General features: G+C 36.4%; 29 protein-coding genes and 3 pseudogenes. 14 read left to right on the plus strand and 18 right to left on the minus strand.

What is annotated here, in order from left to right; all coding sequences use genetic code 11:
• Positions 1–42: 42 nt before the first annotated feature.
• On the minus strand, positions 43–219 hold the full coding sequence (locus CQZ94_RS31185) for a hypothetical protein (protein WP_000982763.1): 177 nt from the start codon (positions 217–219) through the stop codon (positions 43–45).
• A gap of 171 nt (positions 220–390) precedes the next feature.
• Between CQZ94_RS31185 and kapB the strand changes: the two genes are divergently transcribed.
• Positions 391–774: a kinase-associated lipoprotein KapB gene (gene kapB / locus CQZ94_RS11165; protein WP_105585453.1), complete on the plus strand. Its 384-nt coding sequence runs from the start codon at positions 391–393 to the stop codon at positions 772–774.
• Positions 775–815: 41 nt separating this feature from the next.
• Here the strand turns inward: kapB and kapD are convergent, their stop codons facing one another.
• The gene (kapD, locus tag CQZ94_RS11170; protein ID WP_105585454.1) at positions 816–1,439 is read right to left on the minus strand and encodes a 3'-5' exonuclease KapD; all 624 of its coding nucleotides are present in this window, start codon (positions 1,437–1,439) and stop codon (positions 816–818) included.
• A gap of 299 nt (positions 1,440–1,738) precedes the next feature.
• Between kapD and CQZ94_RS11175 the strand changes: the two genes are divergently transcribed.
• Positions 1,739–3,064 (plus strand): ArsB/NhaD family transporter, encoded by a 1,326-nt coding sequence (locus tag CQZ94_RS11175; RefSeq protein ID WP_142395811.1) that lies wholly within the window; start codon positions 1,739–1,741, stop codon positions 3,062–3,064.
• A 66-nt stretch (positions 3,065–3,130) separates the two neighbouring features.
• Here the strand turns inward: CQZ94_RS11175 and CQZ94_RS11180 are convergent, their stop codons facing one another.
• Positions 3,131–3,598: a hypothetical protein gene (locus CQZ94_RS11180; protein WP_105585456.1), complete on the minus strand. Its 468-nt coding sequence runs from the start codon at positions 3,596–3,598 to the stop codon at positions 3,131–3,133.
• A gap of 118 nt (positions 3,599–3,716) precedes the next feature.
• Between CQZ94_RS11180 and CQZ94_RS11185 the strand changes: the two genes are divergently transcribed.
• Both CQZ94_RS11185 and CQZ94_RS11195 read left to right on the plus strand, forming a co-directional pair.
• Positions 3,717–4,430, plus strand: coding sequence for a DNA alkylation repair protein (locus CQZ94_RS11185; protein ID WP_105585457.1), 714 nt, complete (start codon positions 3,717–3,719; stop codon positions 4,428–4,430).
• Positions 4,431–4,890: 460 nt separating this feature from the next.
• On the plus strand, positions 4,891–6,267 hold the full coding sequence (locus tag CQZ94_RS11195) for a glycine--tRNA ligase (protein ID WP_105585458.1): 1,377 nt from the start codon (positions 4,891–4,893) through the stop codon (positions 6,265–6,267).
• A 191-nt stretch (positions 6,268–6,458) separates the two neighbouring features.
• On the opposite strand, the gene CQZ94_RS11205 is transcribed toward CQZ94_RS11195, so the two are convergent.
• Positions 6,459–6,842 carry a hotdog fold thioesterase gene (locus CQZ94_RS11205; RefSeq protein WP_002145111.1) on the minus strand — a complete coding sequence of 128 codons (384 nt, stop codon included), beginning with the start codon at positions 6,840–6,842 and terminating at the stop codon, positions 6,459–6,461.
• A gap of 96 nt (positions 6,843–6,938) precedes the next feature.
• Here CQZ94_RS11205 and CQZ94_RS11210 point away from each other — a divergent pair, with 96 nt between their 5' ends.
• From CQZ94_RS11210 to CQZ94_RS11220, 3 genes are all read left to right on the plus strand, one after another.
• A complete protein-coding gene (locus tag CQZ94_RS11210) occupies positions 6,939–7,682 on the plus strand; it encodes a DUF3298 and DUF4163 domain-containing protein (RefSeq protein WP_105585459.1) in 744 nt (247 codons plus the stop codon).
• Between the two features lie 50 nt (positions 7,683–7,732).
• Complete coding sequence (locus tag CQZ94_RS11215) at positions 7,733–8,326, plus strand: biotin transporter BioY (RefSeq protein ID WP_105585460.1); 594 nt, start codon at positions 7,733–7,735, stop codon at positions 8,324–8,326.
• A 147-nt stretch (positions 8,327–8,473) separates the two neighbouring features.
• Entirely contained in the window at positions 8,474–9,304 is an 831-nt protein-coding gene (locus CQZ94_RS11220; protein ID WP_105585461.1) for an MFS transporter, read from the plus strand.
• Between the two features lie 137 nt (positions 9,305–9,441).
• Here the strand turns inward: CQZ94_RS11220 and galU are convergent, their stop codons facing one another.
• Together galU and CQZ94_RS11230 are read right to left on the minus strand one after the other, a co-directional pair.
• Positions 9,442–10,329 (minus strand): UTP--glucose-1-phosphate uridylyltransferase GalU, encoded by an 888-nt coding sequence (gene galU / locus CQZ94_RS11225; protein WP_105585462.1) that lies wholly within the window; start codon positions 10,327–10,329, stop codon positions 9,442–9,444.
• 152 nt (positions 10,330–10,481) lie between these two features.
• Complete coding sequence (locus CQZ94_RS11230) at positions 10,482–12,206, minus strand: phospho-sugar mutase (protein WP_105585463.1); 1,725 nt, start codon at positions 12,204–12,206, stop codon at positions 10,482–10,484.
• 143 nt (positions 12,207–12,349) lie between these two features.
• On the opposite strand from CQZ94_RS11230, the gene cdaS reads away from it, so the two are divergent.
• Positions 12,350–12,955: a sporulation-specific diadenylate cyclase CdaS gene (cdaS, locus tag CQZ94_RS11235; protein WP_105585464.1), complete on the plus strand. Its 606-nt coding sequence runs from the start codon at positions 12,350–12,352 to the stop codon at positions 12,953–12,955.
• 79 nt (positions 12,956–13,034) lie between these two features.
• On the opposite strand, the gene CQZ94_RS11240 is transcribed toward cdaS, so the two are convergent.
• The 5 genes from CQZ94_RS11240 to CQZ94_RS11260 form a co-directional block, all read right to left on the minus strand.
• Complete coding sequence (locus tag CQZ94_RS11240) at positions 13,035–14,519, minus strand: leucyl aminopeptidase (RefSeq protein ID WP_105585465.1); 1,485 nt, start codon at positions 14,517–14,519, stop codon at positions 13,035–13,037.
• 154 nt (positions 14,520–14,673) lie between these two features.
• Positions 14,674–15,300 (minus strand): 3D domain-containing protein, encoded by a 627-nt coding sequence (locus CQZ94_RS11245; protein WP_142395812.1) that lies wholly within the window; start codon positions 15,298–15,300, stop codon positions 14,674–14,676.
• A gap of 86 nt (positions 15,301–15,386) precedes the next feature.
• Positions 15,387–15,704 carry a YuiB family protein gene (locus CQZ94_RS11250; protein ID WP_002089308.1) on the minus strand — a complete coding sequence of 106 codons (318 nt, stop codon included), beginning with the start codon at positions 15,702–15,704 and terminating at the stop codon, positions 15,387–15,389.
• On the minus strand, positions 15,701–16,207 hold the full coding sequence (locus tag CQZ94_RS11255) for an NUDIX hydrolase (protein ID WP_105585467.1): 507 nt from the start codon (positions 16,205–16,207) through the stop codon (positions 15,701–15,703). The genes CQZ94_RS11250 and CQZ94_RS11255 overlap by 4 nt, the downstream gene beginning before the upstream one ends.
• 119 nt (positions 16,208–16,326) lie before the next feature.
• Positions 16,327–17,535, minus strand: a complete 1,209-nt coding sequence (locus tag CQZ94_RS11260) for an NAD(P)/FAD-dependent oxidoreductase (protein WP_002112603.1) — start codon at positions 17,533–17,535, stop codon at positions 16,327–16,329.
• Between the two features lie 464 nt (positions 17,536–17,999).
• Between CQZ94_RS11260 and CQZ94_RS11265 the strand changes: the two genes are divergently transcribed.
• The 3 genes from CQZ94_RS11265 (at position 18,000) to CQZ94_RS11280 (ending at position 21,197) form a co-directional block, all read left to right on the plus strand.
• On the plus strand, positions 18,000–18,989 hold the full coding sequence (locus CQZ94_RS11265) for an NAD(P)/FAD-dependent oxidoreductase (protein WP_142395813.1): 990 nt from the start codon (positions 18,000–18,002) through the stop codon (positions 18,987–18,989).
• 166 nt (positions 18,990–19,155) lie between these two features.
• A complete protein-coding gene (locus tag CQZ94_RS11270; RefSeq protein ID WP_105585469.1) occupies positions 19,156–19,632 on the plus strand; it encodes a GyrI-like domain-containing protein in 477 nt (158 codons plus the stop codon).
• Positions 19,633–19,949: 317 nt separating this feature from the next.
• Positions 19,950–21,197: an MFS transporter gene (locus CQZ94_RS11280; protein ID WP_105585470.1), complete on the plus strand. Its 1,248-nt coding sequence runs from the start codon at positions 19,950–19,952 to the stop codon at positions 21,195–21,197.
• 16 nt (positions 21,198–21,213) lie between these two features.
• On the opposite strand, the gene CQZ94_RS11285 is transcribed toward CQZ94_RS11280, so the two are convergent.
• Positions 21,214–22,095, minus strand: a complete 882-nt coding sequence (locus CQZ94_RS11285; RefSeq protein ID WP_105585471.1) for a helix-turn-helix domain-containing protein — start codon at positions 22,093–22,095, stop codon at positions 21,214–21,216.
• Positions 22,096–22,175: 80 nt separating this feature from the next.
• Here CQZ94_RS11285 and CQZ94_RS11290 point away from each other — a divergent pair, with 80 nt between their 5' ends.
• On the plus strand, positions 22,176–22,637 hold the full coding sequence (locus CQZ94_RS11290; protein WP_105585472.1) for a 2-thiouracil desulfurase family protein: 462 nt from the start codon (positions 22,176–22,178) through the stop codon (positions 22,635–22,637).
• 30 nt (positions 22,638–22,667) lie between these two features.
• Here CQZ94_RS11290 and CQZ94_RS11295 read toward each other — a convergent pair whose 3' ends face one another.
• The 4 genes and pseudogenes from CQZ94_RS11295 to CQZ94_RS31190 form a co-directional block, all read right to left on the minus strand.
• The gene (locus CQZ94_RS11295; RefSeq protein ID WP_002129712.1) at positions 22,668–23,021 is read right to left on the minus strand and encodes a YxeA family protein; all 354 of its coding nucleotides are present in this window, start codon (positions 23,019–23,021) and stop codon (positions 22,668–22,670) included.
• A 105-nt stretch (positions 23,022–23,126) separates the two neighbouring features.
• Positions 23,127–23,210: pseudogene (locus tag CQZ94_RS32375) on the minus strand (O-methyltransferase); the annotation flags it as partial.
• Positions 23,211–23,433: 223 nt separating this feature from the next.
• Positions 23,434–23,622: a hypothetical protein gene (locus tag CQZ94_RS31705; protein ID WP_105585473.1), complete on the minus strand. Its 189-nt coding sequence runs from the start codon at positions 23,620–23,622 to the stop codon at positions 23,434–23,436.
• Positions 23,623–23,714: 92 nt separating this feature from the next.
• Positions 23,715–23,800 (minus strand): annotated as a pseudogene (locus CQZ94_RS31190) (iron-sulfur cluster assembly accessory protein); the annotation flags it as partial.
• 621 nt (positions 23,801–24,421) lie between these two features.
• On the opposite strand from CQZ94_RS31190, the gene CQZ94_RS11310 reads away from it, so the two are divergent.
• Positions 24,422–24,985: a GNAT family N-acetyltransferase gene (locus CQZ94_RS11310; protein ID WP_105585474.1), complete on the plus strand. Its 564-nt coding sequence runs from the start codon at positions 24,422–24,424 to the stop codon at positions 24,983–24,985.
• Between the two features lie 141 nt (positions 24,986–25,126).
• Positions 25,127–25,213 (plus strand): annotated as a pseudogene (locus CQZ94_RS11315) (recombinase family protein); the annotation flags it as partial.
• A gap of 230 nt (positions 25,214–25,443) precedes the next feature.
• Here CQZ94_RS11315 and CQZ94_RS11320 read toward each other — a convergent pair.
• Complete coding sequence (locus CQZ94_RS11320) at positions 25,444–25,797, minus strand: HesB/IscA family protein (RefSeq protein ID WP_105585475.1); 354 nt, start codon at positions 25,795–25,797, stop codon at positions 25,444–25,446.
• 41 nt (positions 25,798–25,838) lie between these two features.
• Positions 25,839–26,705, minus strand: coding sequence for a diaminopimelate epimerase (gene dapF / locus CQZ94_RS11325; RefSeq protein WP_002015893.1), 867 nt, complete (start codon positions 26,703–26,705; stop codon positions 25,839–25,841).
• Positions 26,706–26,941 lie beyond the last annotated feature (236 nt).

Below are 26,941 nucleotides of genomic sequence, written 5' to 3' on the forward strand. Positions count from 1 at the left end.
CCTTAGATTGTCCGAGCATAGAAGGAAACATACAGAAATGAACTACTGTTTCTTTTCAGCTAAAAGCTTTTCTTCTACTTTCTGTAATCGCTCTGCTTCTCGTTTTGATACACGAATAAACATACGCCACGTAGCAACCGCACCGATGATAAATAGAACGCAAACAATACCTGGAATAATATACTCCGTTTTATCTTCAGGAAAATATAAAGGCATCATATAGAACACTCCTTATCAGGGAATTTATGAAAATAATTAACATCAGAATTTTCTGTTATATCATTTTAAATTATAGTTGAAGCCTGTCATATTCTCAAGGACATTCAAAAATCAACTGATTTCTTTGACTCCTTCTTATACTTTCCTTACTATAAACTTGAGGTGAAAAATATGAGAGAAACATTTGAAATTGGTGAAATCGTTACTGGTATTTATAAAACTGGAAAATACATCGGCGAAATTACAAATAGCCGTCCTGGCAGTTACGTCGTAAAAGTATTAGCTGTTTTAAAACATCCAGTGCAAGGTGATTTACATAATGTAAAACAAGCTGACGTACCATTCTTCCATGAAAGACGCGCTTTAGCTTTTCGTGAACAGACGAACATTCCAGAGCAAATGGTGAAGAAATATGAAGGAGAAATTCCGGATTATACAGAGTCACTAAAATTAGCATTAGAAACTCAAATGAATTCATTTTCTGAAGATGATTCACCTTTTGCGGGGCGTAGTCTAGAAACACTTCAGCACTTGAAGCAAGATTACAAACTTTAAAAAAACAAAACGACCAAATTACATGTTTTGCAATTTGGTCGTTACTGTGTACTCACTTTCTTTAACACTTTCGAAAAATCAACAAGTTCCCCTAATGTCGGAGGTGCTGGTTTGACTAAATACTCTTTATCTTTTTCTACTAACTTAAAAATATTATATGTCGTCATCGCATCATCAAGCGCACAATGATGCTTTCCTGTTCCTGCTTTTCCATATGCCTCAATTGCTTTCCACAGCCCTGTTTGATTTCTCTCTCCAAAAAACTTCTTATACTCAAGCGATAAATCACGACACTGTCCAAAGAATGGAAACTCTACTCCCGCCATTTCGCAGTTTTGCTTTAAGACTTTCATATCCATATTTCCCCACGTTACAATTGTCGGTTTACACCTCTTTTCATATTCTCCAAGTTTCTCAACAAGTTCATGAAAAAAAATTCCTTTGTCCACTACTTCCTGTTTAATTCCTAAAAATTTTTTACATCGATCCGTTAAAGACGGAAATGTTTTCGGTCTAACATGCGATGAATACGTATCTTCCACCTTACAACCAACAACTGAAACGAGTCCGACCTCAATAATTTCTGGGAAAAAACCTTTTGGCTTTTTTCTATGCTGGGGCATCGTAAACTCAAAGTCTAAAAACAAAAATCGTTGTTCATCCATACGATCCCTTCCTTATCATTTTTGTCATTCCTTTCTATTTGACACTCCTACACGAACAAGCTCGAATGCTAATTTCATTTTAAATATTCAGATTGGATGTATCTTATATATATGTCAAATACCCGCAAATATTTTTAAAAATAAGAAAAAATGAGCTATGCAGAAAATATGACAAAATACCCCCTTTCATTTACATCTGCCATTTTTCTACTTTATAATGACGTTATGTGTGTTTCTTCTAGAACATTTTTGACACACTAAGAAGAGAAAAGAAAAGGAAACGAAAGGAGATGAGAGTTTTGCACGAGACAACGCAAGAGCTCGCAAACTGGCAGTATTATTTTGCTATCGCAGTCTTTTTAATTACATATGCCATTATTATTTCTGAAAAAATTAATCGCGCTGTCATCGCACTTCTTGGTGCAGCACTCATGGTAATTGTGGGTGTCGTCGACTTACACAACGCATTTACGAAACATATTGAATGGGGAACAATTACGCTACTCATCGGTATGATGATCCTAGTGAACATTACAAGTAAGTCTGGGGTATTCCAATACGTTGCCATTAAAGCAGCTAAACAAGCACAAGGAAATCCAATTAAAATTTTAATTTCACTTTCCTTACTTACCGCGCTTGGCTCCGCATTTTTAGATAACGTTACAACAGTACTTCTTGTTGTTCCAGTTACTTTATCTATTACGCGCATCTTGCAAGTAAATCCTGTTCCATATTTACTTTCTGAAATTATTTTTTCAAATATCGGAGGAACAGCAACACTAATTGGTGATCCACCAAATATTATGATTGGTTCTGCAAATAAGCATTTAGATTTCAATGCTTTCTTATTCAACTTAGCACCTATCGTAATCATCATTATTGCTGTTACAGCAACAATTCTTTACTTCATATACCGTAAGCAATTAATTGCTGATCCTGTACAAATTAAAAAGTTAATGAGCTTAGATGAAAAACAATACATTAAAGATCCAGTATTAATGAAGAAATCTTTAACCGTACTTGGATTTACTATTTTAGGTTTCATGACTCATTCTATTTTCCATATTGATGCAGCTATCATCGCTTTAACTGGAGCTACTGTCCTTATGTTAATTGGTGTGAAAGAACATGAAATTGAAGAGGTATTCGCAAGTGTAGAGTGGGTAACAATTTTCTTCTTCGCGGGACTATTCGTACTCGTTGGAGGACTTATCGATATCGGGCTTATCAAAATGTTAGCTCAAAAAGTAGTTGGAATAACAGGCGGAGATATTTCTCACGCATCTATCCTTATTCTATGGGTATCTGGTATCGCCTCTGCAACAATTGATAACATTCCATTCGTTGCAACAATGATCCCACTTATTAACGATATGGCAGTTGGGCTAGGTTTATCACCTTCTGACGCACAAATCGACGTACTATGGTGGGCATTAGCATTAGGTGCTTGCTTAGGTGGAAACGGAACATTAATCGGGGCTTCCGCTAACGTAATCGTAGCCGGAATCGCAAGTCGTGAAGGACATAAATTCAGCTACATGGAATTCCTTAAAGTCGGCTTCCCAATTATGATCGTTTCATTAATCATTTCTCACATTTACATTTACTTACGTTACCTTATGTAGTAGAAAAAGCGCCCTGCTTAGCAGGGCGCTTTTTTATGTCTCATTCAGTACCGATTTTTGGAAAAGTTACTCGTTATACCTCATCGGCTCATTTCGAATAATGAATAAATGAATCGGCAAGAAAACCGAAAATGTGATTACATGAATAATCGTAAATAATATCGCATTCATTCCATATCTGTCCAAAATAGCGTAAATGAGATAAATAGACAGCACAATCGACACAGCCGCTGCTAGCAGACTTATAATTGGTACATAATTAAAAATAAAGCATGCGACATATATACCGAATACTTTCCACCCTGCTTCTTCTTTCAAGAAATCCGGCAATTTATCTTTCGCTAAGTCACCCCATGTCTTACTATTTATAAAAGGAATAAACGCAAGAACGCCATCTGTTGCACCATCATTTTTCGCCATCGTATAAAGTGCAAAAGCCGTTAACAAATACGAAATAATGGCCCAAATTAATATAACAAGAATAAATGCAAAACTAAGAGCAAAGAAACCTGCTAGTACGCCTTGATCTTCCATCTTATCCTCTCCTCTCTCTTCTCAACATATTTCATTACAGTGCAAGTTATGTTTTAAAATTCAACCAAACTCTTTGTATAATAAGAGAGGAAAGATAATAAGAGAGGAGCACATACCTATGCATCCATTTGTAAAGGCATTACAAGAGCATTTTACAGCTCATCAAAATCCCGAAAAAGCAGAACCGATGGCACGTTATATGAAAAATCACTTCCCGTTTCTCGGCATTCAAACTCCCGAGAGAAGACAATTATTGAAAGACGTCATTCAAATACATACTCTCCCAGATAAAAAGGACTTCCAAATCATCATACGTGAGCTTTGGGACTTACCAGAACGTGAATTTCAAGCGGCTGCACTCGATATCATGCAAAAATATAAAAAACACATAAACGAAACTCATATCCCATTTCTAGAAGAACTTATTGTCACAAAATCTTGGTGGGACTCTGTTGATAGCATCGTCCCTACATTTTTAGGTGCTATCTTTTTAAAACATCCAGAATTAATTTCTGCATATATTCCAAAGTGGATTGCATCAGAAAACATATGGTTACAACGTGCCGCTATTTTATTCCAGCTGAAATATAAACAAAAAATGGATGAAGAACTCCTTTTCTGGATTATCGGACAACTACATTCCTCAAAAGAATTTTTCATTCAAAAAGCAATCGGCTGGGTCCTTCGCGAATATGCAAAAACAAAGCCAGATGTAGTTTGGGAATACGTTCAAACTAACGAGCTCGCTCCATTAAGTAAACGCGAAGCAATTAAGCACATTAAGCAAAATTACGGAATAAATAACGAAAAAATAGGCGAGACTCTATCATAGATAGGCACGCTCCTCTATTGTGATTTAAAAAAGAACGTGTTAGAATATGTTCATTATTATTAATATAAGTAGCGATGACGGACTTATAAGTACTTGCACAAAAAGCGATTCAGGGATAGTGAAAGCCTGAAGCCGCAAGGAAACGGCAGTCTCGAGCAATACGTGATGAAAGTGGATGTGCGAAATGCACATCAACTAGGGTGGAACCGCGGGTATATACAAGCTCGTCCCTAGGCATGATTGCCTAGGGACGAGCTTTTTTGTGCTTAATTTAAAAGCGCAAGCGGCTCGCTCAGAATGTGAGGGGGATGGAGCTTCTGACATAGAGGCGCTTTTGGCCTCGGCGGAAGAAGCGAAGCCACCGAACATTTTAGCCGCTGGAGCTAGCGGAGATGCCTCGTTTCCAAATTACCCATCACGTCATCGCAAATACGTTAACTTTCAAAAGGAGGATTTTATTATGTATTCAATGGAACAAGTTGTAAACTTAGCGAAACATCGCGGTTTCGTTTTCCCTGGTTCTGAAATTTACGGTGGTCTTGCAAACACTTGGGATTACGGTCCACTTGGAATCGAATTAAAAAATAACGTTAAAAGAGCTTGGTGGAAAAAATTCATTCAAGAATCTCCATACAACGTTGGTTTAGATGCTGCTATTTTAATGAATCCAAAAGCTTGGATCGCTTCTGGTCACGTTGGTAACTTTAACGATCCAATGATCGACTGTAAAAAATGTAAAGCTCGTCACCGTGCTGACAAATTAATTGAAGATGCATTAGATGCAAAAGGCATCGAAATGGTCGTTGACGGTCTTACTTTCGACCAAATGGCTGATTTAATGAAAGAACATGAAGTAAAATGCCCAGATTGTGGTAGTCAAGAATTCACAGAAATTCGTCAGTTCAACTTAATGTTCAAAACATTCCAAGGTGTTACAGAGTCTAGCACAAACGAAATCTTCCTTCGTCCTGAAACAGCACAAGGTATTTTCGTAAACTTTAAAAACGTACAACGCTCTATGCGTAAGAAACTTCCATTTGGTATTGGCCAAATCGGTAAAAGTTTCCGTAACGAAATTACACCAGGTAACTTCACATTCCGTACACGTGAATTCGAACAAATGGAACTTGAATTCTTCTGTAAACCTGGTGAAGATTTAGAGTGGTTCGCATTCTGGCGTGAAACTTGTAAAAACTGGTTACTTTCACTTGGTATGACTGAAGAAAGCATGCGTCTTCGTGACCACGGTGAAGAAGAATTATCTCACTACAGTAACGCAACAACTGATATTGAGTTCAAATTCCCATTCGGTTGGGGCGAACTTTGGGGCGTAGCATCTCGTACAGACTTCGATTTAAAACGTCACATGGAACACTCTAACGAAGACTTTAACTATATTGATCCACAAACGAATGAGCGTTACGTGCCATACTGTATCGAGCCATCTCTAGGTGCAGACCGTGTAACATTAGCATTCTTATGTGATGCATATGAAGAAGAGCAATTAGAAAACGATTCTCGTACAGTTCTTCGTTTCCACCCTGCTTTAGCACCATACAAAGCAGCGATCTTACCATTATCTAAAAAGCTATCTGAAGGTGCTACTGAAGTATTCGCAGAACTAGCTAAAGACTTCGTGGTAGACTTTGACGAAACTGGTTCTATCGGTAAACGTTACCGTCGTCAAGACGAAATCGGTACACCATTCTGTATCACATACGACTTCGACTCAGTTGAAGACAAAGCTGTTACAGTACGTGACCGTGACACAATGGAACAAGTTCGTATGCCAATTAGCGAATTAAAAGGTTTCTTAGAGAAGAAAATCCAGTTCTAATTATAAAGTGAAACTTTAATCAGTGGGGGTTTTGTTCATCCCCCACTGATTATTAGTTGAACCAATCGGGCGTTTACGGGCAGTTGATCTCCCACCTAACTTCTTTGCTCAAGCCGAATTTTGAGGTGGGAGTTTTACTGCCCGTTAACGCGGGATAAAAAAAGAGGCAGCTCATAAGAGCCGCCTCTTTTCTATTTTTCACGTTTTTCTTTAATTGCTACTGTACATCTTGATATGCATAGTAAATCATCATTTTCATCAATGATGCGAATATCCCAAACCATTGTCGATTGTCCTCTATGTATCGGTGTTCCGATTGCTGTTACAATTCCATCTTGCTTTGAGCGAATATGATTTGCATTAATTTCTAATCCAAAACAAATACATTTCTCTTGATCAATTAAATTGTATGAACCAACGCTTGCCACAGTTTCTGCTAATGCAACAGATGCACCGCCATGTAAAAATCCAAACGGCTGATGCGTACGTTCATCAACAGGCATTGTAGCAACCACCTTATCCTCTGTCATTTCTAACAACTCAATTCCAAGCGAATCCATTAAAGTTTTTGACATATCGTTTTCAACCTCTCTCACTTCAAATTAAATGTATAATTTTACCTATTTAATTTCAAACTACCTATAACACTTATATAAGGAGGTTTCACCTAAATGAAACAGAAATTTTGTATACTACTGCTTATGTTCTCCTTGCTCACTATTGTACCAAATTGTGCAATAGCAGCCAAAGCATCCAACCTGACAATCAATGTTAAGACTGTAACGCAAAAAGGTAAGAAACCTTATATAGAATATCAAATTAATAGGCCTTCCTTTCACAACTTTTCTGATTCGAAATTTCAAAATAAGCTGAATTCCTATTACAAAAACTCTACTGCTAAATTTAAAAGTAAATTAGAAAAAGAAGCGAATAAATATTATAAAGAAACAGAAGGATCTAGCACACCTTTTCATCCATACGTTGCAAATGTTGACTATAAAGTAGCTTTAAACAAACCACCTTTCCTAAGTCTATATGTGAATTACTATCAATATACAGGCGGAGCGCACGGACTTTATACGTGGAAGGCAAATACATTTGATTTAAACGAAAAAAAATTATTACACTTAGACGATTTATTTCAACAAGAGGATAAATATAAAGAAATAATTCGCACAGAGATTGTAAGACAAATTGAACAAAATGAAAGCATTTATTTTCCTGATGCAGTCGAAAAAGTAACGAGCACAAAAAATTTTCACTATTTTTTAGAACCGGATAATCTTGTGATTTATTTCCCTTTATATGAAATTGCTCCTTATTCAAGCGGAATCCCGCAATTTCGTATTCCATACACATTGCTTAGAGACTATTTAAAGCCTTCTTATCAAAATATTTTGATTGACAACAAGTAAATATTTTCGCTACGATAATGTTAACCAAAGCGCAACAGGAGGTTAACATTATGAAAAGATTTCATGTTCTAGATTTAGCATTAGCTGCCATGTTCGTCGCTCTTATGGCCATTGGTGCAAATATTGTATCTTGGGCACCATTCCTACAAATAGCGGGCGTTCCATTGTCTATGCAACCATTTTTCGCAATTTTAGCAGGCCTTCTTCTTGGAAGTAGACTTGGGGCATTATCAATGACTGTTTACATGCTTGTTGGAGTAGCAGGTGCGCCAATCTTCGCTAACTTCAAAGCTGGATTTGGAGCACTTTTAGATCCTACTGGTGGTTTTATTATCGCATTTATTATCGTTGCTTACGTATCAGGAAAACTAGTAGAACAAAAAGAACGACCAACATTCAGCACCTTTGCAATTGCTTCTTTCGTCGGAATCATTTTAACGTATATTATCGGTACTACTTATATGTACGGGGCAGTCAATATTTTCATGGGTGGTAATATGAGTTATAAAGCTGCTTGGATGATTATGATGTGGTTTGCAGTAAAGGATATTGCGTTTACAATTATCGGCGCTATTATCGCACCTCGCATATACTATGCTGTACGTCGTTCCGCTTATCAGCATTCTCATTCGACGATTTCATAATAAAAAAGAGTTATTTCAGTATACTGGAATAACTCTTTTTTTATTTTCGACAACATCCGACACAGATTAGAAATAAATTTTGCTATGCTAGTTCGGTAAATATTACATTTTATACATCTAATAAAAACAATTTTTGGAGGAAAATCAGTGAAACTATCAAAAAACACACTTATTAAAATAGGTGTAGGAGTACTTTCTTTACTCTTTATAATAAGTATAATTAGCGGTTATACATTATATGGAAATAGCGAATTAGGAATGAAATATGCGCTTGGAAATGGTCTAGCATTTTTCTTTTTAATTCTTGCTATAATTAGTTTATGCGCGACTTTAATCTTTATTGTCATCGGGTTCATTAAAAAAATCCGAAAAGTACCAGCAAAAAGAACCTTTATAACATCAATAATACTATTTCTTACATCAGTTATATCAATCATTGTTCTTCTCTTTACTATATCATCAGTAACGAATATGGAGGAAGAATATCAGGCTATTCAAGCTCAAAAGAAAAAAGAAACTGATTACTTAAAAGCTGCAGCATCTTTTTATAACAAAATAGAGACTTTCGAATACTCTGCGTCATATGTGTTATCCGAGTATTCAACTACATGGTCAAACGCAATAGATAGTCGAAATGATTTCAATACTGCACTTAGATCTAAGAAAAAAGAAATTGATGGAATGGTTGTAGCTGTAGATGTATTTTATAACAGCATGGGAAAAGATTTAAGGTTAGTCTCTGAGGCTGCAAAAGAACAGCCAAATAAGTATAAAGAAATCTATGAAGAATATAAAAAAATCTATGGTATTGTAACTGCACTTAATGAACAAGCTCAATCTCCAAGTGGTAGTTTGATTTCATTTAATCAAAATGTTAATGCATTAATTCAGGAATACAAAAAAGCAGCTGGAAATATTAATATCGCTATTACTGATGATATTAAATCAAAAGCTAATGAACTGAAACCCACCGATTAAAACTTAAGTTCTAATTAAAGACACTCTCTCCAGAGTGTCTTTTTCACAAAAAAATCCCTTGTTAGATTAAGCAGTAAATTACATATCTCTACTGCCAATCCAACAAGGGATTATGCCACAAAATGAAAACCTATATATTAAGACTCTTGCTTCATTTGCTCTTCTAAAATTTTCTTCATCATTACTAGCATATCATCACGTAATTCTTCGTGCTGCAATGCCATTTCAATTGTTGTTTGAACAAATCCTAATTTTTCACCAACGTCATAACGCTTTCCTTCGAAATCATATGCAAATACACGTTGAATTTCATTTAAGTTTTGAATTGCATCCGTTAACTGAATTTCGCCACCCGCTCCAACTTGTTGCTGTTCCAAGAACATAAAGATTTCAGGAGTTAAAATGTAACGTCCCATAATCGCTAAGTTTGAAGGCGCAGTACCTTGCGTTGGTTTTTCAACGAAATTACGAACTTGATAACGACGTCCCTCTTGCTCTAACGGATCAATAATTCCATAGCGATGTGTTTCTGCTTCAGGAACAGTTTGTACACCAATAACAGAAGAAAGTGTTTTGTCATACTCGTCCATTAATTGACGTAAACATGGTTTTTCAGCTTGAACGATATCATCGCCTAATAATACTGCAAACGGCTCATCACCAATGAATTTACGCGCGCACCAAACAGCATGTCCTAATCCTTTTGGTTCTTTTTGACGAATGTAATGGATATCTACCATTTTAGAAGAAGCTTGTACTTTTTCAAGTAACTCATACTTTTTCTTCTCTAATAAGTTTTGCTCTAATTCAAATGCGTTATCAAAATGATCTTCGATAGAGCGCTTTCCTTTACCAGTAACGATAATAATATCTTCGATGCCTGATTTTACTGCTTCTTCTACGATGTATTGAATTGTTGGTTTATCTACAATTGGAAGCATTTCTTTTGGCATTGCTTTCGTTGCTGGTAAAAAGCGTGTTCCTAATCCCGCTGCCGGGATAATTGCTTTTCTCACTTTTTTCATGACAAATACCCTCGCTTTTCATTTTAATTCTCTTAGTAAAGTGCAAATTTATAACATTAGCTCGTAATAATCCTCTACATCAAACAAAACTACAAGAAAAGAGGAGGCCGTTCTCCGTTCTCCCCTTTTCCTATCTGTAGCACTCTATTCTATTATAAACGATTCATAATATCTTCTTTAATAGTAAGTAACTTTTGTTCACTATTTTGTAAGGAATCATCTTGTACACCAAAGTAGAATTTAATTTTTGGCTCTGTTCCAGATGGACGTAAGCAGAACCAAGAACCATCTTCTAATTGATATTTTAACACATTTGATTTCGGTAAGTGAATCTCTTCCTTATTTCCATCTTGTAACGTTGTAATGATGCTTTCCTTATAATCCTCAACTGCAACGACTGTTAAACCAGCTACTTCTTTCGGAGGATTTTCACGGAATGTTGCCATCATCTTTTGAATCTGTTCGGCACCATCTTTTCCTTTTAACGTTAACGATACAAGGTCCTCACGGAAGAAACCGTACTTCTTAAATACTTCTAACAGACCATCATATAACGTTTTACCTTGTGATTTGTAGTACGCAGCTACTTCACATGCAAATAGGACTGATTGCACCGCATCTTTATCACGGCAGAATGGACGGATTAAATAACCATAGCTTTCCTCATAACCGAATTGGAATTCATATTGTCCGCTTTCTTCATACTGTTTAATTTTTTCACCGATAAATTTAAATCCAGTTAACGTATCAACTGTATCTAAACCGTATGCTTTTGCGATTGTACGGCCGATTTCAGACGTTACGATTGTTTTTAAAACAACACCGTTTTCTGGAAGCATTCCGTTTTCCTTCTTTTGTGATAATAAGTAATCAAGCATTAACGCACCTGTTTGGTTACCAGTTAACACTTGGAACTCACCATCATGATTGCGAACTGCTACACCTAGACGGTCTGCATCAGGATCTGTTGCGATTAACACATCAGCGCCTACTTTTTCACCGTCGCGAATTGCATACTCAAACGCTGCATGCTCTTCTGGATTTGGTGATTTTACTGTAGAGAAGTTTGGATCTGGTAACTCTTGCTCTTTTACAACTGTTACATCTGTAAATCCAACTTCTTCTAAACCACGGCGTACCGAAATATTTGATGTTCCATGTAATGGTGTAAAGACGATTTTCAAATCTTTTCCTACTTCTTTCACCATCTCTTTATTAATAATGACATTGTTCAATTCTGCCGCATATGCATCATCTACTTCTTGTCCAATTATATGTAATAAACCGTCAGCTTTTAATTGCTCAACATCAGCAACTTCAACTGTTAATTCATCTTTTACTGCATTTACGTAGCTAATTAACTCATCAGCTTCTTTTGGAGGCAACTGGCCGCCATCTTCACCATATACTTTATAACCGTTATATTCGGGCGGATTATGGCTTGCCGTAAGAACGATTCCACTTGCTGTATGTAAATGACGAACTGCGAAAGAAAGCACTGGTGTTGGACGTAAGCTTTCAAATACATATGTTGTAATACCATGTGCACCAAGTGTAGCAGCTACTTCCATTGCGAATTCAGGTGATTTATGACGAGAATCATACGCGACAACAACACCACGTTTTTTCGCTTCTTCACCTAATTTTTCAATAAACCTAGCTAATCCTTTTGTTGCTTTACGAACTGTATATACGTTTAAACGGTTCGTACCAGCACCAAGTTCACCACGCATACCACCTGTGCCGAACTCTAGATTTTTATAAAAGCTATCCTCGATTTTCTTCTCATCTTGCTTCATGTTTTCTAGCTGTTCTTTTAATTCTGTGTCTAATTCTGCATATGAAAGCCAGCGACTAAATTCTTGTTTCCAATTCATACTTCCATCTCCTCTCGCCTGTCGTACCTTCATTATATGAAAAAAACAACCTGCATCTCAATATTTTTTAAAATCTAGCAGGATTTTACTATAAATATTTGTATACACTATGGTTAAATACTCCACCAAAGGGAATGAGGATTATGCAAGAATGGGGCTTGTCAGAAGAGCTCAAAATAAAAACAAAGCAGATGATTGAAATTGCTGAAAAAGAATTATCAAACATGAAGCATGCAATCGATAAAGAAGATGAATGTATTTTATGTAAAATGGAAGATATTCATCATATGTTAACAAATGTACAGACGTTAGCAGCTACATATTATATTCAAGCATATTTATCACCTTATACGGAAAGTTCACATTTCATCACTACAGCTGTCCAACATTTAAGCGCTCGAAAACACGGTGCTCTTATTATTGTGGAACGAAGTGACGCTCTTGATTCTTTCATTCAAACTGGAACGACATTAAACGCACACTTAACCGCGCCACTACTTGAATCGATTTTTTATCCAGGGAACCCTCTTCATGACGGAGCCGTTCTCATTAAAAATAATCATATTGTCTCAGCAGCTAATATTCTTCCATTAACAAAAAGTATAGAAATCAATCCTGAGCTAGGAACACGTCACAGGGCTGCAATTGGCTTATCAGAGAAAAGCGATTCACTTATATTAGTTGTCTCTGAGGAAACAGGGCGTACTTCATTCGCTTTAAGTGGGACGTTATATACAATTTCTTTATAGAATACCTATAAAATAAAAAAAGCTGCTCCGGAAAGGTTCATTATGTGATGACCTTTCCAGACAACTTTTTTTGCATTCTTTATTCTTCTCCGAAACGCTCAACAAGTGTTGCAAGTGTACGCACCATTGCACCTGTTGCTCCAGATGGTCCTAAATCATGTGCACCTGTTGTTTCAGATGTTCCAGCGATGTCTAAGTGTACCCATGGTGTTTCTTCTGCAAATTCACCAAGGAATGTCCCAGCCATAACCGCATGTCCTTCACGGCCTGGTGAGTTATTTAAATCAGCAAATTTACTGTTTTTGACACGTTCTTTATCACGTTCAAAAATCGGCAATTGCCAAATTGGCTCATCCGTTTCCATAGAAGCCTCTAACACTTGTTCAAACAATTCTTCATTATTTGTCATTGCGCCTGTTGTATGATTTCCAAGTGCAACAATTACACCGCCTGTTAATGTTGCAACATCAACTAAGTAATTTGCACCAAGTTTCTTCGCATACGTAATACCGTCAGCTAACGCTAGGCGACCTTCTGCATCTGTATTTAATACTTCAATTGTTTTTCCGCTCATAGATGTAATAACATCATCTGGCTTAAATGCTGTACCACTTACAACGTTGTCAGTTGATGGAATAACAGCAATTACATTTTGCTCAGGGCGAAGTTCACCGATGATCTCCATCGCGCCAAGAACAGCTGCAGCACCGCCCATATCACCTTTCATACCAACCATGCCTTCACGTGGTTTTAAAGAATAGCCGCCAGTATCATATGTAATCCCTTTTCCAACAAATCCAATTACATCTTTCCACTCTTCTTTTCCTTTATAAATAAGAGCGATCATTTTAGGCGGTTCAGTAGATCCTTGGTTTACTGCAAGTAATGCACCCATACCAAGCTCTTCCATCTCTTCTTTCTCAAGAACCTTATAATCCATATCGTATTTTTCCGCTAATTCAACTGCATATTCAGCAAGCTTTGTCGCTGTTAATACATTTGGCGGCATATTTACAAGTGTACGAGCTGAATTCGTTGCACGTCCATGTACGTATCCTACTGTTAATGCTGCTTCAATTTCTTGTGCATCTTCTGCTGTAATAGCAATCAGTTTTTCTAACTCTACTCTTTCTTTTTCATCCGTTTTATATGTTTGTAATCCGTATGTACCAAGGCAATATACTTCCGATGCAATATGAGCTACATCAATCGTGTCTAATTTATCTGTTACGAAAGAGTCAAGTAAGATTGCTGCGTCTTTTACTTTTGCTGATTGTAATGATTTAAAAGCTTTACTAAGAGCCGCACGTAACGTTTCTGTTGTATATGACTCTTTCTTACCTAAACCAACAAAATAATAACGTTTAACATTTGTTTTTCCTAAGCTATGTACTTTTGAAATGGCTTTCTTCTTAGTTGAAAGTTCTTTTTCTTCTAATAAAACTTGTAACTGTCCTTCAAACGCTTTATCCAGTTCTTGTACAAAGCTATTCGTTTTATCTTCTTCAAATAAGGCAACAATTACCGCTTCATGACTTGCTAATTCTTTTTGTACTTGAAACATGTTCAGACCCCCTAAATTTCTCTATGTCTATTATAACTTTATTTTCGATAAAATGCGACAATTCTAAATTCTATCGTTTCATATAAAGATGCTATCTCCAATATCTTCTATGGTGAAATAAGACAAAAAAAAGTCTAGCGTTATTACCACTAGACTATCTTTGTTTTAAATATTGTCCACGAAACACTTGCATCGTTTCGTCTTGATTTAACATCGTTAACTCTTCTTCCGAAAACTTACCATTTCCTATTTTCACTATATACACATTTACTTTTTTCTTACCCCATTGGCTATAAACATCTTTCACCGTATCATAATATAAATCGAGACGATTTCCTTTTATAGCACCGCCCTTATCAGTTACAACACCATATCCGTAACCTGGCACGAATAGAATTGTCCCAAGCGGGAATACGCGCAAGTCAGCAGCGATTGTGGAATATAAATCCCTTTTTGCTTTAACACCTGAATATGTAATGCCATACTCTGGATGCCCCGGCCTCTTTCCAGTTGACTCTATACCTGATGTATAGCCAGTTGCAGTCATTTCTATAACGCGATATTTAGACCAGTCATTTGCCTGTTCTAAAGCATTTATCACTTCTTTACTCGGAGCAATTTTTTTCTCAATTTCTGCTGCATGTACTTCTTTTGCACTTGTTTCTTCATATGATTTTATAATCTCTAATAAAGAAACTCCTGTGAAAGCCTTCCATGTTACGCATAATGCGAATGCAAGTAAACAAGTCATCATAATGCGAATACAATATCGTTTTAACATTTTTATATTCCACACTCCTTCATCGTTAATCATTCCCTATACGATGAAGGAATATGCAAAAAAATAATCTCCAAATTGATTGGAGATTAAAACATTTGATATCCACTTTTCCGAAGTTTTTTAATTATGATTCCTGCTAAAGCAGCACCTACTAATCCAGTAGATAGAATAAACACATCTGCATGTCCTAAATGCGATACACTCGTCCCAAATGAAGAAAATGTTTCTTTTGGCTTTGAAAAATAGTCCCATACACTCGCTTTATTAATAATAAGCATACAAATAATCGGATACACAATAACCATTACCCACGTAGCTCGCAAAATCATGTTGAGTAAAAATCCAATTCCAAAAAATAAAATAAAGAACAACATCATTGAAATAAGTAGTACCGGTATACTCACTTCTTCTCCCTCTCCTTCGCATACGCCGTAAACACATGATAAGCCGTATAACCAAATTGCTCTCCTGGATTTAATGTTTTGTCCATTTCAAAATACGACTCTGCTCTTCCTTCTAATAAATATTTGATGAGTACAGAAGTATTTTGATCATCTGCAATATTTTCTGGATGTAAAAAAGCTACTTCCGACAATTCTTTCTCCTGTACGATAACGTCTTCTCCCTCTGGCTCTAAAAGAAAAATAATCATATTATCACTAATTTCATTATGAATAACACCCGAGCGAATACCAATAATCCCCTTTACATGAGCAACAATTCCTGTCTCTTCCAAAATTTCACGTTTCACAGCTTCATCAACAGTCTCACCTTCATTAACAAAACCAGCAGGTAAAGACCATTGCCCTTTCAATCCACCGTATTTTTTCTTAACGAATAGCCATCTCCCATCTTCTGTAGCTACTAAGCCACTGACAGCTAACCACACTTTCCCTCGCTTCCCCATGATATAACCTCCTCCACCAAACGGACAGAATATTCTTTCTTTTTTATATATTATACTATATTTTCAATACAAAAAAAGCAGAAACAGCTCATAGCCGTTTCTGCTTTTTCTACTATATATTAAAAGAACTTCAATTTACCTTTTTTAAGAACTAATAAAGGTCCGCCTAGTAGGAATAAGTAACGGTTATCGATTACTTTCTTCATGAATGAAGCTTTCCAACCTGTCAACTTTTTACCCATAACAACGCCCATTGCATCGTCATGACCTAATGAACATACAGATCCTTTATTATCAAATGCGAACTTTTTCATTTCGCCTTTGCCGCGAACTAACACAGTTAAATTGTGTGCAATGTTATAACCTTCTTGAATTGCAATCTGTGCTGTTGGTGGGTATGGACGGTTAATCTCCTCATTGATGATTAACGCTGCGTCACCAACCATGAATACATCTTCATGACCCGGAGCGTGCATGTACTCATCCACTTTAATGCGTCCGCGCATTGCTTCAAATCCAGACTCTTCCACAATACCGTTACCACGAACACCTGCAGCCCAAACTACAGTTTCAGATTTAAGAAGTTCTGCATCATCACCGTTTGCAACGATAATACCTTCTTCAGTTGCTTCCTTAATTGCTGTACCGATGCGGAATTCTACACCTTTTTTCTCAAGTTGTTTTACAGCGTACTCTACTAATGCTGGATCGAAACCCGGAAGTGCTGTTGGAGCAGCTTCTACACAGATGATACGTGCTTTTTCACGTGGAACATCGTACTCTTTGCAAAGTTCAGGAATACGGTTTGCAAGCTCACCTACGTACTCGATACCAGTAAACCCAGCGCCACCAACAACGATTGTTACTAACTCATCGCGTTTTTCAGTCGCATATTGAGCGAATTTTTCTTCCATATGCTCACGAATTTGACGAGTTGCATTAATGTTAGTGATTGAGAATGCATGCTCTTTTAATCCTTTAATTCCGAACGTTTCTGATTCGAAACCAAGACCGATTACTAAGTAATCATACTCTAATTCACCATTTTTTAAGATAATACGTTTTTCAGCAGCTTTAATCTCTACTACTGTATCTTGTACAAAGTTCACTTTATTTGTATCAATAACGTCTTGAATATCTAGACAGATTTTATCATCTTGTAATGTACCAGCTGCACTCTCATGTAACCAAGTTGCTTGGTAGTGATAGCTGTTGTTGTTTACTAACGTAATTTCAGCTTCACTTACAGATAATGTTTTTTGCAGACGAACAGTCGTAATCATCCCGCCATAACCTGCACCTAAAACTACGATTTTTGGAGTCTTCACTAAATCACAACCCTTTTCTTTATATAATAGTAATAAAAAATAATACCAAGTACTAAAAAATCTATTTGTCAAGAATGTGGAATTTATCACATTCTATATCATAACAAAACGCAGTCAAAAAATCGTACGAAATTTGTCATAGAAATTTAACATAATACTTCCCTATATTAGTCGGTTTTATTCCATAATTCAAGCACCTAGAGAATTATCAATATTTTAAAATAACATAGCGTTTTCAAGGGTTTTTTAGCCTTTTTTTCATGTATTTTCCTTTCGCTATATTTTATACGATTCTAAAACATCTATGTGCAAACTTACTTATTATTCAGTCGTTTTCAGAAGTATTATTAACTGAAATATGCTATCATTTATTTGAAAGTGTCATCATTTGCAGAATTTTCATGTACATATGAACAATATATGAAATCAATATTAAAATTCCATCATCTATAGGGGGAATGAAAATGACAGAAAATCAAAAAGTTTACGACATAACGATTATTGGTGGTGGCCCAACAGGACTATTCACTGCATTTTATGGCGGAATGAGACAAGCAAGTGTAAAAATTATTGAAAGCTTACCTCAACTTGGAGGGCAATTATCCGCACTATATCCCGAAAAATATATTTATGATGTAGCTGGATTCCCAAAAGTGCGTGCACAAGAGTTAGTTGATAACTTAAAAGAACAAATGAAAAAGTTCGATCCAACTGTTTGCCTAGAAGAAGCTGTTGATACGCTTGAAAAACAAGCTGACGGTATATTTAAACTTGTTACAAATAAACAAACTCACTACTCTAAATCTGTCATTATTACTGCTGGTAATGGTGCTTTCCAACCACGCCGCTTAGAATTAGAAGGCGGGGCAAAATACGAAAAGAAAAACTTGCATTATTTCGTTGATGATATGAATAAATTTGCTGGAAAACGCGTCGTTGTATTCGGCGGCGGTGACTCAGCAGTAGATTGGACAATGATGTTAGAACCGATTGCGGACAAAGTTACAATTGTTCATCGCCGTGATAAATTCCGTGCACATGAACATAGCGTAGAAAGCTTACTGAATTCCCGTGCAGAAGTAAGCACACCTTACGTTCCAGTTGAACTCATCGGTGATGATACGATTGAACAAGTTGTCCTTCAGCACGTAAAAACAGAAGAAAAAGTTATCATCGATGTTGATGACGTAATCGTAAACTACGGCTTCGTTTCTTCGCTTGGTCCAATTAAAAATTGGGGCTTAGATATTCAAAAGAACAGCATCCTCGTGAACTCAAAAATGGAAACAAATATTCCTGGTATTTACGCTGCTGGTGACATTTGTACATATGAAGGAAAAGTAAAACTCATTGCTTGCGGCTTTGGTGAAGCACCGACAGCAGTAAACAATGCAAAAGCTTACTTCGATCCAAACGCAAAACTTCAACCAATGCATAGCTCAAGTATGTTTTAATATAGAAATGAAAAGAACTCCTTTTACATGAGAGGAGTTCTTTTCATACTCTCTCCTTTTCCTAACTAAAATACATTGCAATTTGATAAAAAATATTACTTCCTTCCAAAATATGTTACAATAAAAACAGAACGTACGTTTCATTTAATAAAGGGAGGTTTTATTAATGAAAGAACCTATTATCGTAAAAAAAGAAGCTTTCCAAGCAATCGGTGTCTCTATTACGACGACAAACGAAAAAGAAGCATCGACTGAAGGAAGGATTCCAATGCTTTGGAATCGCTACTTCCAAGAACAAATCATGCATCAAATTCCACATCAACAAACAAAAGAAACATTCGCCTTCTATTCAAACTACGAATCAGATGAAACTGGTACATATCAATTTACTATCGGCATGTCCGTTTCTTCATTAGACGATGTTCCTGAAAATATGACAGCCTTAACAATACCTGCCGCAACGTATGCAGTATTTACAACGAGAAAAGGTCCTGTGTCTGAAGTCGTTTGTGAAACTTGGGAATATATTTGGCAATGGTCGAAAGAAAACAAACGTGCTTTTACAACAGACTTTGAGCTTTATGACGAAAGAGCACTTGATCCAAATAACGTACAATTGGATATTTATATTGCACTAGCTTAAAAAAAGATGCCCTTTGGCATCTTTTTTTGTCGTGAAATAGCCACTGTGCAAATTCATTATTATTGTCTACAATGAGAAAGTGCAGTATAGAAATATTAGAAACTGTATAAAGTGAAACTATACTCAGTGGGGGTTTTGTTCATCCCCCACTGAGTATTAGCCCTCACCAATCGGGCGTTTACGGGCAGTTGGTCTCCCACCTAACTTCTTTGCTCGAGCCAAATTTTGAGGTGGGAGTTTTACTGCCCGTTAACGCGGGACAAAATGATTGTTAATAGGTTTTTTAGTCTAAAATCGGTACATAGAAAGGAAGCAATATGGAGGAACTACAACAAAATAAATCTGCTTTAGAAGGAAGCGGAAAACCGTTATTAAAAAATACGAACTTCCTTTTTCTTTGGGCAGCTACGCTCTTTTCAAGTTTTGCTTTAGCCTTTTTTACTTTTTCACAAACATGGTACATAGCAAAAACATTAAACCTTGAGGCTTCACTCGGTATTGTTTTCGTGGCTCTTAGTGTTCCAAGGCTCATCTTTATGATTATCGGCGGAGCATTAGCTGATAAATTCCCGAAAAAAAACATTATGTTTTACTCTAATATTATTCGCGCTATTCTTGTCGCAACCATTCTCACCTGGTTCATCGTCGGTGATGTAACACTATATACATTTGCTTTGTTCGCTTTGTTCTTCGGACTTGCTGACGCTTTCTTCTGGTCAGCAGATGGATCTATTCTGCCTGAACTTGTAGAAAAAAGCCGTTTAACACAAGCAAATTCACTTACACAAATGACAAACCAAGGATCGGTTATTTTAGGCCCTGTACTTGGCGGTATTCTCATTAAATTTACGAACTATGAAACAATTTTTTCAATTACAATCCTGCTACTCATTATCGCTGCAATACTCGTTCAAAAAATACAATTTACAATACCCGAAAAAAATGAAACAGATAAAGGCATGTTTACTTCTATTAAAGAGGGAATTTCATATGTAAAAGAATCACCATTTCTTTCAACTTTCCTTATATGTAGCGCCTTTTTAAACTTATTTTTAATCGGCCCAATGCAAGTAGGCTTCCCGCTCTTCGTCAAAAACGTTCTGCACGGTGATTCACTTCAGTTTAGTTACTTAGAAGCTGCTGTTGGCGGCGGGATGGCGATAGGAGCTGTCATTGTCGGATTAAAAAACATTAACCGCAGACGTGGTCTATTTTGCATTATCATGATGCTACTGTCTGGTGTATTCTTCCTATCCATCAACTTTAGCACTGTACTTTGGCAAGCGTTATTAGCCGGAATGTTTTACGGTATTACAATCGCGATGGCTATCGTTCCACTTATGGCAATGATCCAATCGACGGTAAAAGAAGAGATGATGGGACGCGTTATGAGTTTACTCATGCTTTCATCAATGGGATTCATTCCGCTCTCTTACGCATTTACATCGCTTGCACTTGGGATAGGCATTCCAATTGTAACGGTTATGAAAAGCGGTGCAATCGCCGTTATCGTCTTTGTACTATTTGTAGCAATTCGTGTCCCAGTTGTAAGAAAGTTCGATTAGCTCTTAGAGTCATGTATTATACGCATGACTCTTTTTTAAATGGATCGAATAACGGTATTCCCTTACTTCTCCTTAATGCCGCTCCCCACTCTAATCCAATTTCTAAAAATAAATCTCGCATCGTACTATACAATAGTGCTCCGACATCTTTACGAATTTCTCCGTACTTATACGCTCTCACAACACTTTTAGCCCGCCGAATTAAATTTCCATACACTTCTTCATCAGCTAAAATCTGGTCTAATAAAACACCTTGCTCTAGTAATCCGCTTTTTTTGTAAGCAAGCTCCACTTTACTCCACAGTGTATTAAGCTTCTTCGGATGACTCGTCATCGGTATAAGTGCGTATATAAAAGGCTTCGGTATATCATGACGACAATACGTTTCATCAAGCTCGTACGTTACTTTTCTTTTCTCTTTTATTTGTGGAATGTTTTTAGAAAGAATTGTTTCCCCCTCATTTTTTTGCTCATTTCCACTACAGCCAGTTGCGTGCCCCCCACTTTCACATGCGGACATTTTCATACGGTCATCCATGCGGTCAATCGCAGATGTAAGAAATACATATAAGTTTGCACTATATCCGCCGCGCTTATATCTTTCTTTTGTCGCAACACGCTTTACAATTCCAAGCTCCTCTAGCTTCGCAATCGAGCGACGTACCGTCCGAATACTCTTTCCAATATTCGTCGCAATTGTCTCCATTAACGGACAAGCAACACCAACTGTTTCGTTCTTCTCATTAACCGCATATTTCCCTAAAAAATGAATAACTAAAGAATCAGTCTTATTTAGTTGAAACTGATAACATTTAAAAACTTGTTTTTGATATGTATTAAACTCTTCTTTACTTCGAAATTCACTATATGGTTTCATTAAATTATATAAGCTTCCCATTTTTATCACCTCATTTATAGGTAAGAAACAGGAAGAGAAATTGGCGTGATATTTAATATTTTTTTATTGGAGATGAAAATATGATTGTAATTAGCGCTTGTTTAGGTGGCATTGCTTGTCGTTATGACGGCAACGATAATCTCGTTTCAAAAATAGAAGAGTTATTACAAAAGGAAGACACCATCCTCGTTTGCCCCGAAGTATTGGGCGGTTTACCTACACCACGCCCTTCTGCTGAAATTATCGGTGGTAATGGCGATGACGTTTTAGATGGAAAAGCAAAAGTGATGACGAAAGAAGGACAAGACGTCACGGAGGCTTTCGTGCGTGGTGCTTATAAAGCATTAGAACAAATAAAAGATTTAAACCCAGAATATATCATTTTGAAAGAACGCAGTCCTTCATGTGGTAGTTCTACTATTTATACTGGCGAATTTAACGGAAATAAACAAACTGGATATGGCGTAACAACAGCGCTATTCCGGAGACATGGATTTACAGTAATTTCTGAAGAAGAATTCGAAAACAAAAAAAGGAATTGACCATGATCGTCAATTCCTTTTCTTCATTCTTTATTTCACACCTAATTTTTCTTTCACCTTCGCTGGAAGCTCGTCCTTTTTCACTTCTTCCCAAGCTGTTACGCCCTTTTTATCAGAATGGAATACGCGTAGGAATGCTTCTTTACGAAGGTTTTTCACAGCGGTAAATTCCATTTCTTTTTCTTTACCATCCTTATCAAATCCAGGTAACTTATACTCGAATGATTTGTGCGGCTGACCATTATCAGCTTTTTCATTCTTTTCGATTCCATCAGTAGTAATTTGAACGTAGTACTCATCTTTACCCATACGGTTTAAATCACAGCCAACTAATAGACTTGCAAATACAACTAAAATACTAAAAAGTGCAATATATCTTTTCATTTCCTTCACCTCATGTGTTTTTCTTATATTGTTATCTTAAAGCCTAAGCTCTAAAGAAGAAATTCAAAAACATGACATGAACATTACACTTTTGTAAGATAATAATTATTTCTTCACTCTAGAAACAGTCATCCCGTCACCAATTGGAATGAGTACAGATTCTAATTTCGGATGAGTTGCTACCATTTTAAAAAGGCAATTGCTCTCTCGCAATGATGTAACCTATCTCTTCCTTTATGATGATCACCACGATGGTGACCTTCCTTCATGAACTTATCTTTTCTCATTTCAAATCTCCCTTTGTATACAAAATTTCAAAATAAAAAGCCTTAAGGGAAATGAATTTTATAATTCATCTCTCTTAAGGCTTTTTATCTTCTATCTCTTTACTACCAATATTTCTATGTATCCATTACCGCCAATAATGTCTTTCGCGCCAGTTTCGCCACTTATCACGAATTTTATCACGCAATTTCCTTATACCATTTATTACACCTTCTATTATGCATTCTATTATAATATCTATCACAAGGTATCTTATACATCTAAAAATAGGACCTATCACGTACTTCACTACAAATTCAAAAATATCTTCCAGCATATATCCCTCCTCTTTCTACCCTTCAATTATAGCTGTAAGAAAGAGAACAATTAAAGCAAAATAAAAGACCTTTTTCTATTTCGGCTAAAAACTTAGCACTCTTTTGGCTCACCAGCATTCGATGCTGTATGGAAAGATGACCACATGATGCGATTGCATTTGGATTATCAATTGTAAATTATGCGTTTAGTTTAAGGCAGATTAAAAAATGATAAAATAAAGCATAAAAAATTAGGAGTATATGATAAATAATCAAACCTGTCCTTGTTGCGGTTATAAAACATTAAAAGAACGTAATAATTAGGAAACATGTCCAATTTGTAAGTGGAATGATGCTGAAGTTCAGGTGGTTTCCCATGATATTCGTGGTGTAAATAAAGAAATTGGAAGCCAATAGATGAAAAATAATAATTCTTTATTCAACTAACGCATGCATGAGTTGAACAACCTTAGGCTACTTCGTTAGCTATTTTTTGGTATCAACTGGCAGTTTAGTTTTCAATATGTGAAAAGGGATTTCTAAGTAATTAATTGAATATATATTTATTGTTTACTCATTTTTGGTAGGTTCCTTTATAGGAAATAAGCTTTACTGTATTCCTGTACTTCGCACGGTTCTATAATAACTTATAGTGATGCTGTAACGGGATTTCCTATTAGTGAGATAAGGTATTTTTTAATTCATTCATTATAGAAATTGCAACTCTCTTCCTCAAGAATTATTTCTTTTGGGTGAAAGTTTTTTTATTATATAAGTTTCATTCTGTCATAATTTAAAGTTTTCGAGAGGAGAAATTATATGCATCCTATTTTATTAGATGTTCCGTTACAAATAGAAACAGACAGACTAATTCTTCGAGCACCACTTCAAGCTGGTGAAGGGAATGTAGTATACCAAGCTATTAAGGATTCAATTAATGAGTTAAAGCAATGGTTGCTTTTATTCCAGTCAATTCCTACTGTTGAAGAAACAGAAATTATCCTAAGAAATGCGCATATAGATTTTTTGAAAAGAGAAAGCTTTCGCTATCTTATCTATCATAAGGGGACTAATGATTTTATTGGAACTGCTAGCCTTCACGGAATTAATTGGAAGATTTCTAAATGTGAAATTGGCTACTGGATTAACACGCAATTTAGTGGCAATGGATATATGACAGAAGCAGTAAGTGCGTTAACAAACCTTGGATTTCAGTTATTCAAATTTAGAAGAATTGAAATACGATGTGAATCTAATAACACTAAAAGTCGTACGATCCCTGAAAAACTAGGTTTTGAGCTTGAAGGGATATTACGTAATGAAGATCTTTCAGCTGACGGTAACAAACTAACTGATACCTGCATCTATGCAAAGATAAATTAGATTAAAATTTGAAAATTCCTTGTACAACTAAAGCATGCGATCGTTGTACAACATATCTAAAAGTCGGTTTCCAAATTTGGAAGACGGCTTTTTTGATTTTTTATAACGAACGGTGTCATAATGAACTACGCAAAAAGGATTAAAATTCATGCATTAAACGTAGGACTACTAGAAAATACGATGATGGGGCGCTTCTTTATTCAAACACTGTTGGCAGTTGCGGATATTTGGGGCTAGCATTCACCATCTTTGTAATACTCTTTTTCTTTTTTTACGGCAAAAGAAAAGACCTCCCTAACGATTAGAATCCATCGCTAAGAAGGTCATCTTCCACAACCGTATATTGAACGTTTTAGGGTCGTTTATCTCCCAAAAGATACTTGTTTTCCTGCGGTCTAAACCGTATAATCCGTAACTCTCCGATTCAGTTTCCGCCTAGACTAACGGAATAAAAAAACTTAGCACTCTTCCGGCTTACCAGCATTCGACGATGTACGGAAAGATGATCCGCATCCACATGATGCAATTGCGTTTGGATTATCGATTGTGAATCCGCCACCAAGCATAGATTGCTTATAGTCAACTTTCACTCCTTTAACAATCGGAGCACTTTCTTTATCGATAACAAATTCAACACCGAAAAACTCAAGAACTGTGTCGTCTTCGTTTGGTTCTACTTCAAAACCTAAGCCGTAAGAAAGACCACTACATCCGCCGCCATGTACAGCAAGGCGCACGTACTTCTCTCCATCTTCAGCATCTTTTAACATATCTTTAATTTGAAAAGCTGCTTGTTCTGTTACTTCAATCATGAAATACACCATCCTTTCTGTTCTCATTCTATTATACATCTTTACGCTTCTATCTTGTACTCATACACTCCGCGACAAATTATTTCCGCAGGTCCTTTCATTAATACATTTCCTTCTTCTGTCCATGCGATCATTAAGTCGCCGCCTGCTAAGTGAACTGTAATTTCTTTACCGTGTTCCATTTTTCCATTTAAAATTGCCGCAACGACAGCTGCGCATGCTCCTGTCCCGCAAGCTTGTGTTACACCAGATCCACGTTCCCAAACGCGGAAATTCATCTCTTCATCATTCAAAATCTCGATGAATTCAACATTCACTCGCTCTGGGAACATTTCATGTGTCTCAAGAACTGGTCCTAACGTTGTAAGAGGCGCTTTTTCTACATCATCAACAAAAATAACCGCATGTGGATTCCCCATTGAAACAGCTGTAAATGCATAACGGTGATTATTGTATAAGAAGTTTTCACGAATAAACGGTGTTTCTCCTTCACCAAGCATCGGTATCTCTTCACGTGTTAAACGAGGTGCTCCCATGTCGATTTTCGCTAATGTAACTTTGTCATCTTCTACCGTTACTTCTGCCGTAACAATACCAGCTAACGTTTCAATTGTGAAAACTTTACCTTCTACTAGTTTATGCTCATACGCATATTTCGCTACGCAGCGTAAACCATTTCCACAGCTCTTTCCTTCTGAACCATCGTTATTAAACATGCGCATTTTTACTGGTGCCACGTCAGAAGGACAAATTAAAATCATTCCATCTGCACCAATACCAGTATTAATATTTGAAACCTTTTCCGCTACAATTGCTAAATCTTCTTCTCTAATTTGTTCCTCAAACATATTTACATATATATAACTATTTCCAAGACCATGCATTTTTGTAAAAGAAAATTGGCTCATTTTTATTCACTCCAAAAATAATTTATTATTTCAAGTATAAAATGCATGCTTTTAGAACACAATATGAATGTCCCCCGTTTCTCATATTTGACAGTGTTTTGGCAATAAGCCGTTCTTACACAAATCGTGTAAGAAAAAAGCCCTTCTAAAAGGGCCTTTTTTTTTCGAAATAAACACTCCTAATAAAGTGAAACTTTAATCAGTGGGGGGGTTGTTCATCCCCCACTGATTATTAG

This window comes from Bacillus sp. MYb209 (assembly GCF_002975175.1).
GTDB lineage: Bacteria > Bacillota > Bacilli > Bacillales > Bacillaceae_G > Bacillus_A.

Coding starts and splice junctions, on each gene's coding strand:
- CQZ94_RS31185 (WP_000982763.1), bottom strand. CDS start 219: ATGATGCCTTTATATTTTCCTGAAGATAAAACGGAGTATATTATTCCA.
- kapB (WP_105585453.1), top strand. CDS start 391: ATGAGAGAAACATTTGAAATTGGTGAAATCGTTACTGGTATTTATAAA.
- kapD (WP_105585454.1), bottom strand. CDS start 1,439: ATGGATGAACAACGATTTTTGTTTTTAGACTTTGAGTTTACGATGCCC.
- CQZ94_RS11180 (WP_105585456.1), bottom strand. CDS start 3,598: ATGGAAGATCAAGGCGTACTAGCAGGTTTCTTTGCTCTTAGTTTTGCA.
- CQZ94_RS11185 (WP_105585457.1), top strand. CDS start 3,717: ATGCATCCATTTGTAAAGGCATTACAAGAGCATTTTACAGCTCATCAA.
- CQZ94_RS11195 (WP_105585458.1), top strand. CDS start 4,891: ATGTATTCAATGGAACAAGTTGTAAACTTAGCGAAACATCGCGGTTTC.
- CQZ94_RS11205 (WP_002145111.1), bottom strand. CDS start 6,842: ATGTCAAAAACTTTAATGGATTCGCTTGGAATTGAGTTGTTAGAAATG.
- CQZ94_RS11210 (WP_105585459.1), top strand. CDS start 6,939: ATGAAACAGAAATTTTGTATACTACTGCTTATGTTCTCCTTGCTCACT.
- CQZ94_RS11215 (WP_105585460.1), top strand. CDS start 7,733: ATGAAAAGATTTCATGTTCTAGATTTAGCATTAGCTGCCATGTTCGTC.
- galU (WP_105585462.1), bottom strand. CDS start 10,329: ATGAAAAAAGTGAGAAAAGCAATTATCCCGGCAGCGGGATTAGGAACA.
- CQZ94_RS11230 (WP_105585463.1), bottom strand. CDS start 12,206: ATGAATTGGAAACAAGAATTTAGTCGCTGGCTTTCATATGCAGAATTA.
- cdaS (WP_105585464.1), top strand. CDS start 12,350: ATGCAAGAATGGGGCTTGTCAGAAGAGCTCAAAATAAAAACAAAGCAG.
- CQZ94_RS11240 (WP_105585465.1), bottom strand. CDS start 14,519: ATGTTTCAAGTACAAAAAGAATTAGCAAGTCATGAAGCGGTAATTGTT.
- CQZ94_RS11245 (WP_142395812.1), bottom strand. CDS start 15,300: ATGTTAAAACGATATTGTATTCGCATTATGATGACTTGTTTACTTGCA.
- CQZ94_RS11255 (WP_105585467.1), bottom strand. CDS start 16,207: ATGGGGAAGCGAGGGAAAGTGTGGTTAGCTGTCAGTGGCTTAGTAGCT.
- CQZ94_RS11265 (WP_142395813.1), top strand. CDS start 18,000: ATGACAGAAAATCAAAAAGTTTACGACATAACGATTATTGGTGGTGGC.
- CQZ94_RS11270 (WP_105585469.1), top strand. CDS start 19,156: ATGAAAGAACCTATTATCGTAAAAAAAGAAGCTTTCCAAGCAATCGGT.
- CQZ94_RS11280 (WP_105585470.1), top strand. CDS start 19,950: ATGGAGGAACTACAACAAAATAAATCTGCTTTAGAAGGAAGCGGAAAA.
- CQZ94_RS11285 (WP_105585471.1), bottom strand. CDS start 22,095: ATGGGAAGCTTATATAATTTAATGAAACCATATAGTGAATTTCGAAGT.
- CQZ94_RS11290 (WP_105585472.1), top strand. CDS start 22,176: ATGATTGTAATTAGCGCTTGTTTAGGTGGCATTGCTTGTCGTTATGAC.
- CQZ94_RS11295 (WP_002129712.1), bottom strand. CDS start 23,021: ATGAAAAGATATATTGCACTTTTTAGTATTTTAGTTGTATTTGCAAGT.
- CQZ94_RS31705 (WP_105585473.1), bottom strand. CDS start 23,622: ATGCTGGAAGATATTTTTGAATTTGTAGTGAAGTACGTGATAGGTCCT.
- CQZ94_RS11310 (WP_105585474.1), top strand. CDS start 24,422: ATGCATCCTATTTTATTAGATGTTCCGTTACAAATAGAAACAGACAGA.
- CQZ94_RS11320 (WP_105585475.1), bottom strand. CDS start 25,797: ATGATTGAAGTAACAGAACAAGCAGCTTTTCAAATTAAAGATATGTTA.
- dapF (WP_002015893.1), bottom strand. CDS start 26,705: ATGAGCCAATTTTCTTTTACAAAAATGCATGGTCTTGGAAATAGTTAT.